18 protein-coding genes are annotated in these 17,564 nt (G+C 72.1%); 10 read left to right on the plus strand and 8 right to left on the minus strand.

The annotated features are described in order from the left end of the window. Nucleotides 1-45 precede the first annotated feature (45 nt). Nucleotides 46-555 carry a winged helix-turn-helix transcriptional regulator gene (locus tag CXR44_RS05520; RefSeq protein ID WP_180903195.1) on the minus strand — a complete coding sequence of 170 codons (510 nt, stop codon included), beginning with the start codon at nucleotides 553-555 and terminating at the stop codon, nucleotides 46-48. A gap of 81 nt (nucleotides 556-636) precedes the next feature. Between CXR44_RS05520 and CXR44_RS05525 the strand changes: the two genes are divergently transcribed. After that, nucleotides 637-1,071, plus strand: a complete 435-nt coding sequence (locus CXR44_RS05525; RefSeq protein WP_101783787.1) for a tautomerase family protein — start codon at nucleotides 637-639, stop codon at nucleotides 1,069-1,071. A gap of 69 nt (nucleotides 1,072-1,140) precedes the next feature. Here the strand turns inward: CXR44_RS05525 and CXR44_RS05530 are convergent, their stop codons facing one another. The 5 genes from CXR44_RS05530 to CXR44_RS05550 all read right to left on the minus strand — a co-directional run bounded on the left by CXR44_RS05530 (nucleotide 1,141) and on the right by CXR44_RS05550 (nucleotide 6,178). Next, nucleotides 1,141-1,650 carry a methylated-DNA--[protein]-cysteine S-methyltransferase gene (locus CXR44_RS05530; protein ID WP_101783788.1) on the minus strand — a complete coding sequence of 170 codons (510 nt, stop codon included), beginning with the start codon at nucleotides 1,648-1,650 and terminating at the stop codon, nucleotides 1,141-1,143. Next, nucleotides 1,647-3,170 carry a DNA-3-methyladenine glycosylase 2 family protein gene (locus CXR44_RS05535; RefSeq protein ID WP_101783789.1) on the minus strand — a complete coding sequence of 508 codons (1,524 nt, stop codon included), beginning with the start codon at nucleotides 3,168-3,170 and terminating at the stop codon, nucleotides 1,647-1,649. Before CXR44_RS05535 ends, CXR44_RS05530 begins: the two co-directional genes overlap by 4 nt. A gap of 176 nt (nucleotides 3,171-3,346) precedes the next feature. Then, nucleotides 3,347-4,288, minus strand: a complete 942-nt coding sequence (locus CXR44_RS05540) for an NYN domain-containing protein (protein WP_101783790.1) — start codon at nucleotides 4,286-4,288, stop codon at nucleotides 3,347-3,349. Between the two features lie 106 nt (nucleotides 4,289-4,394). After that, nucleotides 4,395-4,595 carry an acyl-CoA carboxylase subunit epsilon gene (locus CXR44_RS05545; protein ID WP_101783791.1) on the minus strand — a complete coding sequence of 67 codons (201 nt, stop codon included), beginning with the start codon at nucleotides 4,593-4,595 and terminating at the stop codon, nucleotides 4,395-4,397. Then, nucleotides 4,592-6,178, minus strand: a complete 1,587-nt coding sequence (locus CXR44_RS05550; RefSeq protein WP_101783792.1) for an acyl-CoA carboxylase subunit beta — start codon at nucleotides 6,176-6,178, stop codon at nucleotides 4,592-4,594. Before CXR44_RS05550 ends, CXR44_RS05545 begins: the two co-directional genes overlap by 4 nt. 36 nt (nucleotides 6,179-6,214) lie before the next feature. Between CXR44_RS05550 and CXR44_RS05555 the strand changes: the two genes are divergently transcribed. The 3 genes from CXR44_RS05555 to CXR44_RS05565 all read left to right on the plus strand — a co-directional run bounded on the left by CXR44_RS05555 (nucleotide 6,215) and on the right by CXR44_RS05565 (nucleotide 11,279). After that, the gene (locus tag CXR44_RS05555) at nucleotides 6,215-7,000 is read left to right on the plus strand and encodes an ABC transporter ATP-binding protein (protein WP_101783793.1); all 786 of its coding nucleotides are present in this window, start codon (nucleotides 6,215-6,217) and stop codon (nucleotides 6,998-7,000) included. Next, the gene (locus CXR44_RS05560; protein WP_101783794.1) at nucleotides 6,997-8,589 is read left to right on the plus strand and encodes a hypothetical protein; all 1,593 of its coding nucleotides are present in this window, start codon (nucleotides 6,997-6,999) and stop codon (nucleotides 8,587-8,589) included. Before CXR44_RS05555 ends, CXR44_RS05560 begins: the two co-directional genes overlap by 4 nt. Nucleotides 8,590-8,657: 68 nt before the next feature. Continuing rightward, a complete protein-coding gene (locus CXR44_RS05565) occupies nucleotides 8,658-11,279 on the plus strand; it encodes a phosphoenolpyruvate carboxylase (RefSeq protein WP_101783795.1) in 2,622 nt (873 codons plus the stop codon). A gap of 53 nt (nucleotides 11,280-11,332) precedes the next feature. On the opposite strand, the gene CXR44_RS05570 is transcribed toward CXR44_RS05565, so the two are convergent. Together CXR44_RS05570 and fdhD are read right to left on the minus strand one after the other, a co-directional pair. Then, the gene (locus CXR44_RS05570) at nucleotides 11,333-12,454 is read right to left on the minus strand and encodes an epoxide hydrolase family protein (RefSeq protein ID WP_101783796.1); all 1,122 of its coding nucleotides are present in this window, start codon (nucleotides 12,452-12,454) and stop codon (nucleotides 11,333-11,335) included. A 67-nt stretch (nucleotides 12,455-12,521) separates the two neighbouring features. Next, nucleotides 12,522-13,370 carry a formate dehydrogenase accessory sulfurtransferase FdhD gene (gene fdhD, locus CXR44_RS05575; RefSeq protein ID WP_101783797.1) on the minus strand — a complete coding sequence of 283 codons (849 nt, stop codon included), beginning with the start codon at nucleotides 13,368-13,370 and terminating at the stop codon, nucleotides 12,522-12,524. 130 nt (nucleotides 13,371-13,500) lie between these two features. Between fdhD and CXR44_RS05580 the strand changes: the two genes are divergently transcribed. The 6 genes from CXR44_RS05580 (at nucleotide 13,501) to bfr (ending at nucleotide 17,427) form a co-directional block, all read left to right on the plus strand. Continuing rightward, on the plus strand, nucleotides 13,501-14,322 hold the full coding sequence (locus tag CXR44_RS05580) for a biotin--[acetyl-CoA-carboxylase] ligase (RefSeq protein ID WP_101783798.1): 822 nt from the start codon (nucleotides 13,501-13,503) through the stop codon (nucleotides 14,320-14,322). Nucleotides 14,323-14,356: 34 nt separating this feature from the next. Beyond that, nucleotides 14,357-14,881, plus strand: a complete 525-nt coding sequence (locus CXR44_RS05585) for a PH domain-containing protein (RefSeq protein ID WP_101783799.1) — start codon at nucleotides 14,357-14,359, stop codon at nucleotides 14,879-14,881. A gap of 39 nt (nucleotides 14,882-14,920) precedes the next feature. Further along, nucleotides 14,921-16,006: an S-(hydroxymethyl)mycothiol dehydrogenase gene (locus tag CXR44_RS05590; protein WP_101783800.1), complete on the plus strand. Its 1,086-nt coding sequence runs from the start codon at nucleotides 14,921-14,923 to the stop codon at nucleotides 16,004-16,006. Then, nucleotides 16,006-16,626 carry an MBL fold metallo-hydrolase gene (locus tag CXR44_RS05595; RefSeq protein WP_101783801.1) on the plus strand — a complete coding sequence of 207 codons (621 nt, stop codon included), beginning with the start codon at nucleotides 16,006-16,008 and terminating at the stop codon, nucleotides 16,624-16,626. Before CXR44_RS05590 ends, CXR44_RS05595 begins: the two co-directional genes overlap by 1 nt. 121 nt (nucleotides 16,627-16,747) lie before the next feature. Beyond that, on the plus strand, nucleotides 16,748-16,924 hold the full coding sequence (locus CXR44_RS05600; RefSeq protein WP_101783802.1) for a (2Fe-2S)-binding protein: 177 nt from the start codon (nucleotides 16,748-16,750) through the stop codon (nucleotides 16,922-16,924). A 17-nt stretch (nucleotides 16,925-16,941) separates the two neighbouring features. Continuing rightward, complete coding sequence (gene bfr / locus CXR44_RS05605) at nucleotides 16,942-17,427, plus strand: bacterioferritin (RefSeq protein ID WP_101783803.1); 486 nt, start codon at nucleotides 16,942-16,944, stop codon at nucleotides 17,425-17,427. Nucleotides 17,428-17,564: the final 137 nt, after the last annotated feature.

Raw genomic sequence — 17,564 nt, forward strand, 5'->3', positions numbered from 1 at the left:
GCGCCGGCCGGCCGAAGCGTGGAAGCGACACCGTGATCTCGCCGGTCACGCATCCTCGCGTGCGAGGCCACTGCGCCGGGCCAGCACCGTGGTCCCCGGTCCCGAGGCGGCGCCCGGACCGGGCAGCGCCGTCACATCGGCCGTGGTCACCGGTTTCCCGCACACCGAGCAGCAGACCCGCGGCGTGAATTCCGCACCGCATTCGTGGTGCACCAGGCGCACCGGCGGGCCACCCGCCGGTGTCGCCCATTTGTCGCCCCAGGCCATCAGCGCCATGAGGACCGGTACGAGGTCACGGCCGGCCTCGGTGAGGTGGTACTCGTGCCGCAGCGGCCGCTCCTGATACGCCCGGCGCTCCACGATGCCGTCGTCGACCAGCGTCTCGAGCCGGCGGGTGAGCAGGTTGCGTGCGATGCCGAGATTCTCCGCGATGTCGTCGAACCGGTGCAGGCCGAGGTGGATGTCCCGCACGATCAGCGGCGTCCACCACTCACCCACACGTTCCAGGGACTGCCCGATCGAGCAGTGCATCTCCGCGAAGCTGGTCCGTCTCATGACCCCCACTCTAGAGGGTTGCTTCATTCAACTCACTCTTGTACGTTGTCGAACAGGAAAGTTTAATGAAAGGACTCACTGATGCCGTTCGTCGAGCTGTTCGTCCCCAAGGGCTCGTTCGACCAGGAGCGCCGCGAGAAGATCGGCGGGCGACTGGTGTCGGAGGTGATGATCGCCGAGGGCGCCCCCGACACCGAGGTGGCCAGGTCCATCTCCTGGCTGGTGGTGAACGAGATCGACGCCTGGTTCGTGGGCGGCCGGCAGCTGCCCGCCGGAGAGAAGCCGAAATACGTGGTGCGGGTGGGGGTCCCCGCCGGCTCGATGAACGACGACAAGCGTCGTGACATCGTGCGACGGGTCACGCGGGTGCTCGCGGACGCCGACGTGGACCCGGGGCGGTTCACCCAGGCCACCGCCGCCTGGGTCCACATCAACGAGGTCCCGGAGGGCAACTGGGGGGCGGGCGGCGAGATCGTGCGCATCGAGGACATCGCGGCCATGGTGACCACCGGTTAGGTCATCGACCCGGACGGCGCCGCGGTCTCCGGCATCGGCAACCTCGTCGGTCGCGTCCGAGCCGCGGTGTCAGCTCAGGGTGAGGCGGCCGGACTCGTGGGCCAGCAGCCACTCCTTGACCGGGACGCCGTAGTAGTAGCCGCCGTAGCCGCCGGTGCTGGGCAGCACGCGGTGGCAGGGGACGAAGGGGGCGATCAGGTTCTGGGAGCAGGCCGAACCGGCCACCCGCGCCGCCGTCCTGGGCAGTCCCGCACGCTCGGCCAGCTCCGCGTACGACACGGTCGTGCCGGGACGCACCTGACGCAAGGCCTGGTGGAGCCGCTTGCGGGTGGCGCTGCCGGGCTGCTCGACGGGGATGTCGTCCAGGGCGTCGAGGTCGCCGCGCAGGTAGTCGCGCACGGCCTGCGCGGCGGGGCCGAGATCGTCCACGATGGACAGCCCCTCGGCCTGCAGTTCCGGCGACAGCCGGGCGTACATCTCCTTGGGCTCGGCGGTGAATCCACCGGCGACGAGCACGCCGTCGCGCATGAGCAGGGAGAGCGGCCCGATCGGGGTGGGCAGGACCTGTGCGTCGATCATGATGAGCTCCAGAGGTGCAGGGCGGCGTAGGCCCGCCAGGGCCGCCACCGTTCGATGTGGTCGTCGGGGATGCCCAGGGCGGCCATGCGCTTGGTGAGCACCAGGTCGCCCGTGGGCCAGGCGTCGGGGTCGCGCAGCGCCCGCAGCGCGATGTAGCTGGCGGTCCACGGGCCGATGCCCGGGATGTCCACCAGCTCGGTCACGACCTCGGCGGGGTCCTGGCCGCCGTCGAGGTCGAGCCGTCCGTCGGTGGTGCGGGCGGCCAGCTCCTCGAGGGTGGCGACCCGCCGGCTGGTCAGGCCCAGCCCTTGCAGGTCGGCCTCCAGGAGTTCGGCCGGGCCGGGGAACAGGCGGGTCGGCGCAGGTCCCGAGCAGAGGGGCGGCGGCGGTGGGACCAGGGGGCGGCCGGCCCGGGCCACGATCCGGCCGAGCAGGGTTCGCGCCCCGGCGACCGAGATCTGCTGCCCCACCACCGCCCGTACGGCCAGCTCGAAACCGTCGAACGTGCCCGGCACCCGCAACCCCGGCCGCGCCTCCACCAGCGGGGCCAGCGAGGTCTGCCCCAGCGCGTCGGCGATCGCGGCCGGGTCGGCGTCGAGGTCGAGCAGACGGCGGCACCGGGCGACGACGCGGGCGAGCTGCCGGGTGTCGTCCACGGCCACGTCCAGGGCGATGTGGCCGGCCTGGGGAGTGAGCGTGACGGTCCCGCCCGGTACGGCCCGGCTGTAGGAGGCGCGGTCCGCGACCTCCAGTCCGGGGACGGCCCGGGAGGCCAGGAAGGCGAAGACCGCCTCGGCGTCGTACGGCTCGCGCCGGTGCAGGCGGAGCCGGAGCGGGAGGACCGGCAGCGAGGCCGTCCCGGCACCCGCGCCGGGCCCGGCCGGCGAGGACCCGGCCGGCGTGGCCCGGGCGACGGGCGAGTGGGAGGCGGCGGGCCGTCTGGCGGGCCCGCCCGCCGTGGCCCGCAGCTCGCTGGGCGTGAACCCGTACGTCTCCCGCATAGCCGCGTTGAACTGCCGCACGCTCCCGAACCCCGCCGCGAACGCCACGTCCGTGACCGGCAGCGCCGTCTCCGTCAGCAGCTGCTTGGCGAGCAGCAGCCGCTTCGTCCGGGCCACCGCCAGCGGGCCGACGCCCAGCTCGGCCACGAACAACCGGTGCAGGTGGCGTTCGGTGATGTGCAGCCGGGCGGCCAGCCCGGACACCCCGTGGTCGTCGGCCGCGCCGTCGTCGATCAGCCGCAGGGCCCGGCCGATGAGGTCACCGCGCAGGTCCCAGCCCGGGTCGCCGGGAGACAGCTCGGGCCGGCACCGTTTGCAGGGCCGGAACCCCGCCGCCTCCGCGGACGCGGCGTGCCGGTAGAAGCGCACGTTGCGCGAGGCCGGGGTCCGGGCCGGGCAGATGGGCCGGCAGTAGATGCGCGTCGTCGTCACCGCCGTGTAGAACCGCCCGTCGAACCGGGCGTCCCGGGCGGAGACCGCCCGGTAACAGGAGTCGAAGTCGAGCTCGAGTGGTGACATGCCCTCGACGTTATGCGCTTCCCGGCCGGCCCGACTGGCGGAAATCGGACCTTGCCGTGAAGGCGTAGGTCAGCAGGTCCGTACGGGTGACCGGCGGAAATCGGACAGGCGGTCGGGGGAGGAGACGCCCGGACCCCCACACCTCCCCGAGCACCCCGGCGAGCAGTCCGCCCAGGTCACTTCGAGGAGACCCCGACCCCCAGGTCGAACTCCCGGTAGACGCGCGCCCAGAAGCCGTCGCGCAGCCACACGCGCGCCTCCGGGAACGGCCGCAGCGAGTGGCCCAGCTCCTTCTCGGCCTCGATGAGCAGCTCGGTGTCGATGACGGTCGGCAGGATCGGCCCCGGGAGCAGGTCGCGGATGTTGTCGCGGCCACGGGTGAGGATCCACTTCTGCGCCACGTGCTCGCCGACGTCCTCCACGCGGGGACGGCTCGGCCCGAGCTTGGCCACCTGGCCCGGCTTGACGTGCGGCTTGGCGGGCGCCCGTCCGGCGAACACCTGCGCGGGCGACGGCGCCGCGGCGGGCGGCGGCACCGCCACGGGCTGCGGTGCACGGCTGAAAAAGGGCCTCAGGAAATCAGCGGAGATCACTTCGACGGTGTCGGACTCCCACACGAGCCGCTCGGCCTGGTTGGTGCCGTACGGCGGCTCGACGCCCCACAGGTGGATGCGCACCCCGTAGGCCTGGGCGGCCTCCACGGCGGGCACCATGTCCTCGTCGCCTGCCAGCAGTATGGTGTCGGTCACCGCGTGGTGCCGGGCCAACGCCTCCAGGTCGCTCCTGATCTGCGCGTCCACGCCTTTCTGCTGGCCTCGCGCGTTGAGGTTGCCAAGCCGGACCTTGACCCAGGGAAGCTGTGCGATCACGCGCTGGTCAACGGTGGGCACACGGTCGCGGGCCGCGTCATACCAATAGATCCGCAGGAGTTCGCCGGAAATGCGTTCGGTCGCGTGTTTCTGCAGGCTCTGGATCAGCTCATCGGCGGCCACCCGGTATTCCTTGCGTTCCTTGGCCCCCAGCAGGACTTCTCCTGCGGCGGCATACAGATAACCGACATCCACCAGGACGGCGTACTTCGCTGCCACAGGATGCGGCATGAGGTCTGGGATGCCCATGATGTCCTCCAGGCCGCGGCGTTAGTTGATCGGCCGACTATATACTCCTACTTTTCTAGATAGTCCCAACTCCTCGGGAACTTGACACCCGTTTCCTGGGATCCATCTAGGGGAGGGCGCTCGTCCGCCAAGCCGACTTCCCTGGGAACAGGGGCTTACGCATCTGCCGGGCGGGGTTTCGCCACGTTCGCGCGGGCGGCGCGGCGGGCGCCTCCGGGGCCGCCCGCCGGGCGGTGAGCACCGCCGCGAGGGCGGCGATCTCCTCGGGACTCGCGTCGCCGCGAACAATGCGCAGATGTCCACTCATAGCGGGATGTTCCCATGCTTCTTGGGTGGCAGGGAGGCCCGCTTGTTCCGCAGCGCGCGCAGCGCCCGGACCACCTGCGGCCGGGTCTCCGACGGCCTGATCACCGCGTCCACGTAACCGCGCTCGGCGGCGATGTACGGGTTGGCCAGCGTGTCCTCGTACTCGGTGACGAGCCTGGCCCGCTCGGCGTCGGGCTCCTCGGCCGTGGCCAGCTCGCGCCGGTAGAGGATGTTGACGGCGCCCTGCGCGCCCATCACCGCGATCTGGGCGGTCGGCCAGGCGAGGTTGACGTCGGCGCCGAGGTGCTTGGAGCCCATGACGTCGTACGCCCCGCCGTACGCCTTGCGGGTGATGACGGTGATCAGCGGAACGGTCGCCTCGGCGTAGGCGTAGAGCAGCTTGGCGCCGCGCCGGATGATTCCGTTCCATTCCTGATCCGTGCCCGGCAGGAAACCGGGAACATCAACAAATGTCAGAATCGGGATATTGAATGCGTCGCAGGTGCGAATGAATCGGGCGGCCTTCTCGGACGCGTCGATATCCAGGCATCCGGCGAAATGCATGGGCTGGTTGGCCACCACCCCCACCGGCTGCCCGTCCAGCCGCCCGTACCCCACCACGATGTTCGGCGCGAACAGCGCCTGCACCTCCAGGAACTCGCCGTCGTCCAGCACGTGCTCGATGACCCGGTGCATGTCGTACGGCTGGTTGGCCGAGTCGGGGATCAGCAGGTCGAGGTCGGGGTCGGGCTCCAGATCGGCGGCGGCCTCGAACACCGGCGCCTCGTCCAGGTTGTTGGACGGCAGGTAGGACAGCAGCGCCTTGACGTATTCCAGCGCGTCGTCCTCGTCGGCCGCCTGGTAATGGGCCACACCCGACTTCGTGTTGTGCGTGTGCGCGCCGCCCAGCTCCTCGAACGTGACCTCCTCGCCGGTCACCGTCTTGATCACATCGGGACCGGTGATGAACATCTGCGAGGTCTGGTCCACCATGACCACGAAATCGGTCAGCGCCGGAGAATAGACGTGGCCGCCGGCCGCCGCGCCCATGATGAGCGAGATCTGCGGGATCACGCCCGAGGCGTGCACGTTGCGTTTGAAGATCTCCGCGTAGAGCCCGAGCGCGACCACGCCCTCCTGGATGCGCGCGCCGCCGCCCTCGTTGATGCCGATGATCGGGCAGCCCGTCTTCAGCGCCATGTCCAGCACCTTGACGATCTTCTCGCCGTACACCTCGCCGAGCGAGCCGCCGAACACCGTCACGTCCTGTGAGAACACGCACACCTGACGGCCGTCCACGGTGCCGTGCCCGGTGATCACCCCGTCGCCGTAGGGCCGCTTCCGGTCGAGCCCGAACATCGTCGAGCGGTGCCTCGCCAGCTCGTCGAACTCCACGAAGGAGCCCTCGTCCAGCAGCGCCAGAATCCGCTCACGCGCGGTCATCTTGCCCTTGGCGTGCTGCTTCTCGACCGCCGCCGCGGACCCGGCGTGCACGGCCTCGTCCCGCCGGCGCTCCAGATCGGCGATCTTCCCGGCGGTGGTGTGGATGTCGGGCTCGGCGGGTGTGGGCTCGGCAGCTGTCATGCGCGCAAGGGTAATCCCTCCTCCTACAGTGGTTCCATGACGGACGCGGTGCGCACATCCGGGCTTTTCAAGCGCTACGGCCCGCAGGTCGCCGTCGCCGGGGTCGAGCTGGTCGTTCCCGCTGGCAGCTTCGCGGGACTGGTCGGCCCCAACGGAGCCGGGAAGACCACGACCCTCGGCATGGTCACCGGGCTGCTCCGGCCCGACGGCGGCCGGGCCGAGGTCGACGGGCTCGACGTCTGGCGCGACCAGGTGCGGGTCAAGGCGCGCATCGGGGTCCTGCCCGAGGGGCTGCGGCTGTTCGAACGGCTGTCGGGCCGCGAGCTGCTGCACTACAACGGCCGGTTACGGGGCATCCCCAGGGCCGACGTCGAGCGGCGCGCCGACGAGCTGCTGAACGTCATGGACCTGGCCGGCGCCGCGGACAAGCTCGTCGTCGACTACTCCACCGGCATGCGCAAGAAGATCGGCCTGGCGGCCGCGCTGCTGCACAACCCCTCCGTCCTCTTCCTCGACGAGCCGTTCGAGGGCGTCGACCCGGTCAGCGCGAGCACGCTGACCGAGGTGCTGCGGCGCTTCACCGCCTCGGGTTCGACCGTCATCTTCTCCAGCCACGTGATGGACCTCGTCGAGCGGCTGTGCGACTGGGTGTCGGTCATGAGCGCCGGCGCCATCGTGGCGCAGGGCCCGCTGGCGGAGGTCCGCGGCGGGCGCAGCCTCAACGAGGCGTTCCTCGCCCTGGTCGGCGGGCCGCGCGGCACCGGCGACGCCGGCCTCACCTGGCTCGGCGCCCACCCCTCCGCCACGGAGGAGCCGCGATGAACGAGCCGCCGCCATGGAGCCTGCCGGGCACGGTGGAGCTGTTCGCCCGGCTCAAGCTCCGCCTGCTCGCCGGCAACCTGCGCGGCGCCGTCGAACGCAAGCTCGGCTTCGTCTTCACGCTCGTCATGGCCGCTTCGCTGACCGCGGTGGGTTTCGCGCTCATGGCCCTGGTCCGGCTCGCGCCGCGGGACGTCGCCGTCGATCTCGTCATCGTCGTCCACACCGTCCTCCTCATCAGCTGGATGATCGTGCCGCTGCTGGCGTTCGGCCTGGACGACACGCTCGACCCGGCGCGGCTGTCGCTGTTCCCCCTGCGGACGGGGCAGCTCGCGGTCGGCATGTTCACCGCCTCCGCCACCGGGGTGTGGCCGCTCGCGACGCTGATCGTCACGGCCGGCGGGCTGGTCGGCCTGGCCACGGGCGCGGGGGGCGTGCTGGTCGGGCTGGTGGCCGTGTTCCTGCAGTTCGCGCTCTGCCTGGTGCTGTCCAGGCTGGTCACCACGTCCCTGTCCGGCGCGCTGCGCACCCGGCGCGGCCGGGACGTGCTGGCCGTGGCGGCCGTCTTCGTCGTGCTGCTCGCCCAGCTGCCCAACCTGCTCGTCAACGCCGACCTCGGCGATCCGCGGGCGGTGCTGCACGGTGTGGCGGGCGTGCTCAGGTGGACGCCGTCGGGCATGACCGCCCACGCCATCGCCGACGGCGGCCTCCTCGGCCTGGCCGAGCTGCTCGTCGTGGCGCTCGTCGTGGCCGGGGCCGCCTGGCTGTGGATCAAGGTGCTGAACCGGGCGCTGGTCACGCCCGACGCCTCGACGCGGGCGGGGTCCGTGCGCGGGGGCAGCGGCCTGGTCGACCGGCTGCTGCCGGACGGGCCGCTGGCCGCCGTCGTCGGCAAGGAGCTGAAGTACCTGCGCAGGGACCCCCGGATGCGGGTGATCTGGTTCACCGCCGTCGTCGTCACCGCGGTGCTCGCCTTCAGTCTGAGCGGCAACTCGCAGGAGGCGCCGGGGCCGTGGCTGCCGGTCGTGCTGACGAGCATCGGCGCGGCGATGATCGCCCTGCAGTCGGGCAACGCCTTCGGCATCGACGGGCCGTCGTACTGGATGAACGTCGTGGCCTGCGGCTCGGAGGAGCACTTCCGCACCGACCTGGCGGGGCGGCACCTCGCGACCACACTGGTGGCGACGCCCGTGCTGGCGGTGGCCGCCACGGCCACCGCGCTGTTCGCCGGCCACCCGGCGATGATCGTGCCCGCCGTGCTGACCGCGTGGGGCGTGCTCGGCGTCGGCCTCGCCGCCGGGGCGGTGACCAGCGTCACCATCCCCTACACGGTGCCCGAGCGGATGAACGCCTTCACCGGCGCCGCCCCGGGCCAGGGCGGGCAGGCGTTCGCCTCGTCCATGGGCGCGCTGCTCGGCGTCCTGGCCGGGTCGCTGCCGGTGGTGCTGCCGGTGGTGCTCGGACCGGCGTGGGTCAGCGTGGTGGCGCCGTTCTACGGGCTGCTGGCCGCCGCGCTCGGCCGCCGCCTCGGCGCGCGGATCGGCTTCGCCCGGATGCCCGACCTCCTGGCGGCCGTGTCCAGACCCGCGTGACCAGTGGTCTAGTCCAATAGGTGAGACCCCGATACGGCCGTCGACGGTGACTGGATACCCTTCGAGACATGATTGACCAGGGGATCGAGCGTCGAAGCGCCGCCGTCACCGAGATGCCCGAGGAGCTCCGCCACGATGTGCGGCTGCTGGGCAAACTGCTCGGCCAGGTGATCGCCGAACAGGGTGGCGAGGACCTGCTGGCCGATGTCGAACGGCTGCGCAAAGCCGTCATCGCCGCTCGCCGGGGCGAGGCCTCGGCCGACGAGGTCAGCGCCATGGTCGCCGAGTGGGAGGTCGACCGGGCGGTCCAGATCGCCCGCGCCTTCACCTGCTACTTCCATCTCGCCAACCTGGCCGAGGAGCACTACCGCATCCGCACGCTGCGCGAGCGCGACACCGAGGGCGGCGTGCAGCGCGAGTCGCTGGCGCAGGCCGTGCACGAGCTGGGCGCCGAGCGCGTCACCGAGCTGGTGGAGAGCCTGGAGCTGCACCCGGTGCTCACCGCGCACCCCACGGAGGCGCGCCGGCGCGCCGTCGTCACCGCCATCCAGCGGATCAGCGGTCAGCTCACCGAGTACAACACGCCGGGCCGCGGCGCCTCCGAGCGGGCCGAGAGCCGAAGGCGGCTGCTGGAGGAGATCGACCTGCTGTGGCGCACGGCCCATCTGCGCCCCAGCAAGCTCGACCCGCTCGACGAGGTGCGCACGGCCATGGCCGCCTTCGACGAGACCCTCTTCCGGGTGGTGCCCCAGGTCTACCGGTCGCTGGACGTGGCGCTCGCCGAGGGGAGCGGCACCCGCCCGCCGCTGGCCAGGCCGTTCATCCGCTACGGGAGCTGGATCGGCGGCGACCGCGACGGCAACCCCAACGTGACCGCCAAGGTCACCCGCGAGGCCGTCCAGATCCAGGCCGAGCACGTGCTGACCGCCCTGGAGACCGCCGCCACGCGCATCGGCCGCACGCTCACCGCCACCGCGCAGTTCGCCGCGCCGTCACCCGAGCTGAGGGCCGCGATCGCCGCGGCCGAGGACGCCCATCCCGAGCTGGTCTCCGAGCTGGCCACCCGCTCGCCGCGCGAGCCGCACCGGCAGTGGCTGCTGTTCGTGGCCGCCCGCATCGCGGCCACCCGCCGCCGTGACCTCGACCTGGCCTATCTGTCGCCCGACGAGCTGCTCGCCGACCTGCGCCTGGTCCAGGACTCCCTGGCCGGAAGCGCCAGGCGGCAGGCGTACGGGGAGCTGCAGCACCTGGTCTGGCAGGTCGAGACGTTCGGCTTCCACCTGGCCGAGCTGGAGGTGCGCCAGCACTCCCAGGTGCACGCGGCGGCGCTGGAGGAGGTCCGGGCCGGCGGCGAGCTGTCGGAGCGCACCGAGGAGGTGCTGGCCACGATCCGGGTGATCGGGTGGATCCAGGAGCGGTTCGGCGCGCGGGCCTGCTCCCGCTACGTGGTCTCCTTCACCCGTGACGCCGCCGACGTGGCCGCCGTCCACGAGCTGGCGCGGCACGCGCTGGGCTCGCGGGCGCCGGTGCTCGACGTGGTGCCGCTGTTCGAGTCGGGCCAGGACCTCGCCAACTCCCCGCGGGTGCTCTCGGGCATGCTGGAGATCCCGCAGGTCCAGGAGCGGCTCGCCGCCACCGGCCGGCGCATGGAGATCATGCTCGGCTACTCCGACTCGGCCAAGGAGCTGGGGCCGGCCGCCGCGACGCTGCGCCTGTACGAGGCGCAGGAACGGCTCACCGCCTGGGCCGCCGAGCACGACGTGCGGCTGCGCATGTTCCACGGCCGGGGCGGCGCGCTCGGCCGCGGCGGCGGCCCGGCCAACCGCGCCGTGCTGGCCCAGGCGCCGGGGTCGGTCGCGGGCAGCTTCAAGGTCACCGAGCAGGGCGAGGTCATCTTCGCCCGCTACGGGCACACGGCGATCGCCCGGCGGCACATGGAGCAGGTGGCCAACGCCGTCCTGCTGGCCTCCTCGCCGACGGTCGGAGCCCGCACGGCCGCGGCCGCCGACCGCTTCCGCGCGCTCGCCGAGCAGGTCGCGACCGCTTCGGAGCAGGCGTACCGGTCGCTGACCGAGGCCGCCGGCTTCCCCGAGTGGTTCGCCCTGGTGAGCCCGCTGGAGGAGCTCGGGTCGCTGCGCCTCGGCTCCCGGCCGGCCCGCCGCGGCCTCGGCGCGCCCCGCTCGCTCGACGACCTGCGCGCCATCCCCTGGGTGTTCGCCTGGGCGCAGACCCGGGTCAACCTGCCCGGCTGGTACGGCCTGGGCACCGGCCTGGCGTCGGTCGCCTCGCTGGACGAGCTGCGCGCGGCCTACCAGGAGTGGCCGCTGTTCAACGCGATGCTCGACAACGCCGAGATGTCGCTGGCCAAGACCGACCGGTCCATCGCGGAGCGCTATCTGGAGCTGGGCGGCCGGGCGGACTTCACCGAGCAGGTGCTGGCGGAGTACGACCGGACCCGGTCCCTGGTGCTCCAGGTCACCGGTCACACCCGCCTGCTGGAGAACCGCAAGGTCCTCTCGCGGGCCGTCCAGCTCCGCGACCCGTACGTGGACGCGCTGTCGCACCTGCAACTGCGCGCCCTGCGCGCGCTGCGCACGGGCACCTTCACCGACCACGAGCGCGACCGCCTGTCCACGTTGCTTCTGCTGTCGGTGAACGGCGTGGCGGCGGGTCTGCAGAACACGGGCTGACAGCCGGAAGCCGCGGCCCTCCCGGTGGGGGCCGCGGCGGTCCGGTCCGAGGGTCACAACGAGGCGAAGAAGGTCCGCACGTCCTCGACGAAGGCGGCGGGCTGCTCGGCCGGCAGGAAGTTGCCGCCGCGCTCCAGCTCCGTCCAGTGGACGACGTTGCTGTCACGCTCGGCGAAGCGCCGGATGGCGACGTCGGTGCTCAGCGCCACCGCCACGCCGGTGGGGACGGTGCCGCGCTCCTTGGGCGCCCAGGCGGAGGCGTCGTGGGCCATCTCGTAGTAGAGGGTGGCCGACGACCCGGCGCTGCCGGTGAACCAGTAGAGGCTGACGTTGGTCAGCAGCAGGTCGCGGTCCACCGCGTCCTCCGGCAGCTCGCGCTCGGCGTCCGTCCACTCCTTGAACTTCTCCACGATCCAGGCGAGCTGGCCGACGGGGGAGTCGTGCAGCCCGTAGGCGAGGGTCTTCGGGCGGGTCGACTGGATGACGTTGAAGCCCATCATGTCGTCGCGGAAGTTCTGCAGCCGGGCCAGCCGCTCCTGCTCCGACTCGGTCAGGCCGGCGAAGTCGGCCGGGTCCTCGGACGGGAAGGTGACCAGGCCGTTGACGTGGACGCCGACGACCTTGTCCGGGGCCTGGCGGCCGATCTCGATGGCGGCCCACGCGCCGCCGCCCTGCCCCTGCACGCCGAAGCGGTCGTAGCCGAGCCGGTCCATCACCTCGACGAACGCGCCGGCGATCCGGCCGATGTTCCAGCCCGGGCCGGCGAGCGGGCCGGAGAAGCCGAATCCGGGCATGTTGCCGGCCACCACGTGGAAGTCACGCGACAGCTCGGCGATGACCTCGCTGAACACCACGAAGGACGCGGGCCAGTCGTGCAGCAGCAGCAGCGGCGTGGCGTCGGGGTTGGCCGAGCGCACGTGCGCGAAGTGGATCGGCTGGCCGTCGACCTCGGTGATGAACTGCGGGAACGCGTTCAGCCGGGCCTCGGCGGCGCGCCAGTCGTAGCCGTCGGCCCAGTAGGTGGCCAGCTCGCGCAGGTAGCCGGTGGGGACGCCGCGGCTCCACCCCTCACCGGGCAGCTCGGCGCTCCAGCGGGTGCGGCGCAGCCGGTCGCGCAGGTCGTCCAGGTCGGCCTGGGGGATCTCGATGCGGAAGGGGCGGATCTCGGTGCTCATGGTGGACCCTTTCGGCTGAAGAAGCGGAACGGCTTGTTCTGTTCCCAGAATACCAGAACGGAACGCTTTATTCCACTGCTTCGCGCACGCGGTCGTACCCCGCGTAGACGTTGCACCGGCGGCCGCGCAGGAACCCCACCAGCGTCATCCCGAACTCCCTGGCCAGCTCCACGGCCAGCGACGACGGCGCCGACACCGCGCACACCACCGGGACACCGGCGGCCAGCGCCTTCTGCATGATCTCGTAGCTCGTCCTGCCGCTGACCATGAGGACGTGCCGGTCCAGCGGCAACCGCCGGTTCAGCGCCGCCCAGCCGACCAGCTTGTCCACCGCGTTGTGCCGGCCCACGTCCTCCCGCACCGCCACCAGCTCGCCCTCGGCGGTGAACAGGCCCGCGGCGTGCAGCCCGCCCGTCTTGCCGAACACGCCCTGCGCCGCGCGCAGCCGGTCCGGCAGGCCGTACAGGACCTCGGGGGTGACGACGACGGAGCCCGGCAGCAGCGGGTGGCAGCGGTCGCGCAGCGTGTCCAGGCCGGCCGAGCCGCACACGCCACAGGCGCTGGAGGTCAGGAAGTGCCGGTCGAGCGACGGCAGGTCGGGGACGGGGCCGCGCAGCCGCACGGTGACCGTGTTGTAACGCGCCTGCGCCGGCACGTCCTCGTCGGTGCAGTAGCCGATCGCCGCGATGCCGTCCGCCGCCGCCAGTCCCTCGCCGTGCAGGAAGCCGGCGGCCAGCTCGAAGTCGTGGCCGGGGGTCCGCATGGTGATCGCGACGGTCCGGCGGGCGCCGTCGGGGGAGGCGACGCGGATCTCCAGCGGCTCCTCGGTGGCCAGGTCGTCGCGGCGGTCACCCGCCGTGGCGCCGGTGAGACGGCGGACGCGGACGCGGGTGGTGGGTCCCGGGCGGCCCGTCATGGCCGCCGCGCGAGGGGGGAGGTGATGGGGAGTGTGAGGTAGCGCACCCCTCCATCTTCGCCGCACGGCGGAGACACGGCCGGGCGGGGGCGGGTACGGAGCGCCCCGCGAGGTCCGCCAAGATGGGAGGGTGCCCGACTCCCGCTACTCCGACCTGGAGCGCCCGCCTCTCTCCGAGGCGGCGCTGAACCGAGCCCTGGTCCGCCCGGGCAGTGTGTGGACGGGCGTGACCGTCGTCGAGCGCACCGGCTCGACCAACGCGGACCTCGCCACGCTGGCCCGCGAGGGCGCCCGGGAGGGGGCGGTGCTGGTGGCGGAGGAGCAGCTCGCCGGCCGGGGCAGGCTCGGCCGCGTCTGGACCGCCCCGCCCCGCTCCGGGCTCATGGTCTCCGTGCTGCTGCGGCCGCGCCCGCCGGTCGAGACGCAGGGCTGGCTGCCGCTGCTGTTCGCCGTCGCCGCCGCCACGGCCGTGCGGCGGCTCGCGGAGCTGGACGTGCGGCTCAAGTGGCCGAACGACCTGCTGATCGGCGAGCGCAAGCTGGCCGGGGTGCTGGCCGAACGGGTCGAGGACGCGGTCGTCATCGGCATGGGCCTCAACGTGTCGCTCAGGGCCGACGAACTGCCTGTCGAGACCGCCACGTCGCTGGCCGTCCAGGAGGGGGCCTGCCTCGACCGTGACCCGCTGCTGCGCGCCGTGCTGCGCGAGGTCGAGTCGCACTACCGCGACTGGAGCGAGGCCGCCGGCGACGCCGACAGGTGCGGGCTGCGGGCCGCCTACCAGGCCTCCAGCGCCACCATCGGCCGTGACGTGCGGGTCGAGCTGCCCGGCGGCCGGTTCCTGAGCGGGCGGGCCGGCGGCATCGACCACGCGGGCCACCTCCAGGTGACGGCCGAGGGCCGCCGCTACACCCTGAGCGCGGGCGACGTCGTCCACGTGCGGCCGGGCGGGTAGCCGCGCGACCCGCCAAGGTGGCACCATCTGCCCCATGAGCATCCCTGACCACCAGCTGACGGAGGGTGAGCGGCGCGTCAGGTCCTTCCACCCGCACTGGCGGATGCTGGCCGGGCCCTGCGCCGCGCTGGTGCTCCTCGCCCTCGCCTCGGGCGCCGGGATCTGGCTCGTCCCGGGCACGTGGGAGTACGCCGGCTACGCCAGGATCGCCATCTGCGCCGTCGCGCTGGCCCTGCTCACCGTCTGGTCGTTCGTCCCCTACCTGCGGTGGAAGAACACCGGCTACGTGCTCACCACCCACCGCTTCACGATCAGCACCGGCGTGCTGAACAAGTCGACCGACGAGATCCCGATGGCCAGGCTTACCACGGTCAGCTCCGACCAGACGCTCATCGAGCGGCTGCTCGGCTGCGGCACGCTCACCGTCGAGTCGGCGGGCGAGCGCGGCCGGCTCGTGCTGCGCGACATCCCGAGGATCCAGGAGGTCCGGAGCGACCTGTTCCGGCTCCTGGAGGACGCCTCCGACGACCGGCCGGACACCGGCCCGGCGGGCCGGTGAGTCTTGCGGTGATCACCCTCCTGACACAAGATGGCTGCCATGCCGTACGAAGTGCAGGGTGTCATCGCCCGAGGTAAAGGCAGAGAAGTTTCCGTCGAGACGGTGATCGTCCCCGACCCCGGGCCGGGCGAGGCCGTGGTCTCCGTCCAGGCCTGCGGTGTCTGCCACACCGACCTCCACTACCGTGAGGGGGGCATCAGCGACGACTACCCGTTCCTGCTCGGCCACGAGGCGGCGGGCGTCGTCGAGGCGGTGGGCGACGGGGTCACGGGGCTGGAGCCGGGCGACTTCGTCATCCTCAACTGGCGGGCCGTCTGCGGCCAGTGCCGTGCCTGCCTGCGCGGCCGCCCGTGGTACTGCTTCGCCACCCACAACGCCACGCAGAAGATGACCCTGGAGGACGGCACGGAGCTGTCGCCCGCGCTCGGCATCGGCGCGTTCCTGGGCAAGACGCTGGTCGCGGCGGGCCAGTGCACCAAGGTGTCGGCCGAGGCGCCCGCCGAGGTGGCGGGGCTGCTCGGCTGCGGGGTGATGGCGGGCATCGGCGCCGCGATCAACACCGGCGGCGTGACCCGGGGCGACACGGTGGCGGTCATCGGCTGCGGCGGCGTCGGCGACGCGGCCGTGCTCGGCGCCTCGCTGGCCGGCGCCGCCACGATCGTCGCGGTGGACGTGGACGACCGGAAGCTGGAGTGGGCGCGCGGTTTCGGCGCCACCCACACGGTCAACTCGCGCGAGAGCGATCCGGTGGAGGCGATCCGCGACCTCACCGGCGGGTTCGGCGCGGACGTGGTCATCGAGGCGGTCGGCCGGCCCGAGACGTACCGGCAGGCGTTCTACGCCCGCGACCTGGCGGGCACGGTCGTGCTGGTGGGCGTGCCGACGCCGGAGATGACGCTGGAGCTGCCGCTGCTCGACGTGTTCGGCCGGGGCGGCGCCCTGAAGTCGTCCTGGTACGGCGACTGCCTGCCGAGCCGCGACTTCCCCATGCTCATCGACCTGTTCCGGCAGGGCCGGCTGCCGCTGGACAAGTTCGTCACCGAGACGATCCGGCTCGACGAGGTGGAGGAGGCGTTCGCCAAGATGCACCGCGGCGACGTGCTGCGATCGGTGGTGGTCCTCTGATGCTCGACAGGGTCATCACCTCCGGGACGTTCTCGCTCGACGGCGGCACCTGGGACGTCGACAACAACGTGTGGCTGGTCGGCGGCGCGCGGGAGGTCCTCGTCATCGACGCCGCGCACGACGCGCGGGCCATCGCCGACCGCGTCGGCGGCCGCACGGTCAGGGCGATCGTCTGCACCCACGCCCACAACGACCACATCAACGCCGCCAGGGAGCTGGCCGCCCTCACCGGCGCGCCGATCCGCCTGCACCCCGCCGACCAGGTGCTGTGGGAGCAGGTCTACGGCGACGAGGTGCCCTACCAGCCGCTCGCCGACGGCGAGAAGCTGGAGGCCGGCGGGATCACGCTGGAGGTGATCCACACGCCCGGCCACTCGCCCGGCGCGGTCTGCCTGCACGCGGCCGACCTGTGCGCGGTGTTCAGCGGCGACACGCTGTTCAAGGGCGGCCCCGGCGCGACCGGCCGCTCCTACTCGTCGTTCGAGACGATCATCGAGTCGATCCGCGACCGGCTGCTGACGCTGCCCGGCGAGACCGTGGTGCACACCGGCCACGGCGACTCCACCTCGATCCGGGCGGAGGCCCCTCACCTGGAGGAATGGATCGCCAGGGGACACTGACGCCTGACCCGGAAGCCCGCGATCTGTGGCGCGGCTAACATAGGCAAGCCTTACCGAAGTCGGTTACATTAGGCGTGCCTAACCTAAGCGGGCTTCCGATGTGTTGAAAGGCGCTCCCCCGATGTATGTGTGTGTCTGTCGTGCCGTGACCGAGAGCGAGGTCCACGACTGCATCGCCGCCGGTGCCAAGAGCGCGCGGCAGGTGCGCGACACCACGGGTGCCGGGGGGGATTGTGCCTCTTGCGTGCGGAAGATATGTGCGATCCTGAAACGGTCTGAAGAACTCACGACCGCCTAGGTACGAGGGGCCCGTTCATGCAGGGCGACAAGCAGATCATCGAACTGCTCAACGAGCAGCTGACCGCCGAGCTGACCGCGATCAACCAGTATTTCCTGCACGCCAAGATGCAGCAGAACTGGGGTTACACCAAGCTGGCCAAATACACCCGCGACGAGTCGATCGACGAGATGCGCCACGCCGAGGTGCTCACCGATCGCATCCTGTTCCTCGAGGGGCTGCCCAACTACCAGCGGCTGGGCACCCTGCACATCGGCCAGACCGTCGAGGAGCAGCTCCGGGCGGACCTCGAACTCGAGCTGGGAGTCGTGCAGCGGCTGCGGCCGGGCATCCAGCTCATGCGGGAGAAGGGCGACGTGACCTCGGCCCGCATCTTCGAGGAGATCCTGGCCGACGAGGAGCACCACATCGACTACCTCGAGACCGAGCTGGCGCTGATCCACAGCCTGGGTGAGCAGCTCTATCTCGCCCGCTACACCGAACCGTCGCACAACGACGACTGACCGGGGGCCTGCCCCGCGGTCACCGCACGCGCCGCGCTCGCCGGAGCATCCTCCGGCGAGCGCGGCGCGTCGTGGTTCCGGCTGCCCGGGCCGGCGCCCCGCCCCCCCCCCCCCCCCCCCCCCCCCCCCCCCCCCCC

It is taken from the genome of Nonomuraea indica (assembly GCF_002850745.1).
Classification (GTDB): Bacteria; Actinomycetota; Actinomycetes; order Streptosporangiales; family Streptosporangiaceae; genus Nonomuraea; species Nonomuraea indica.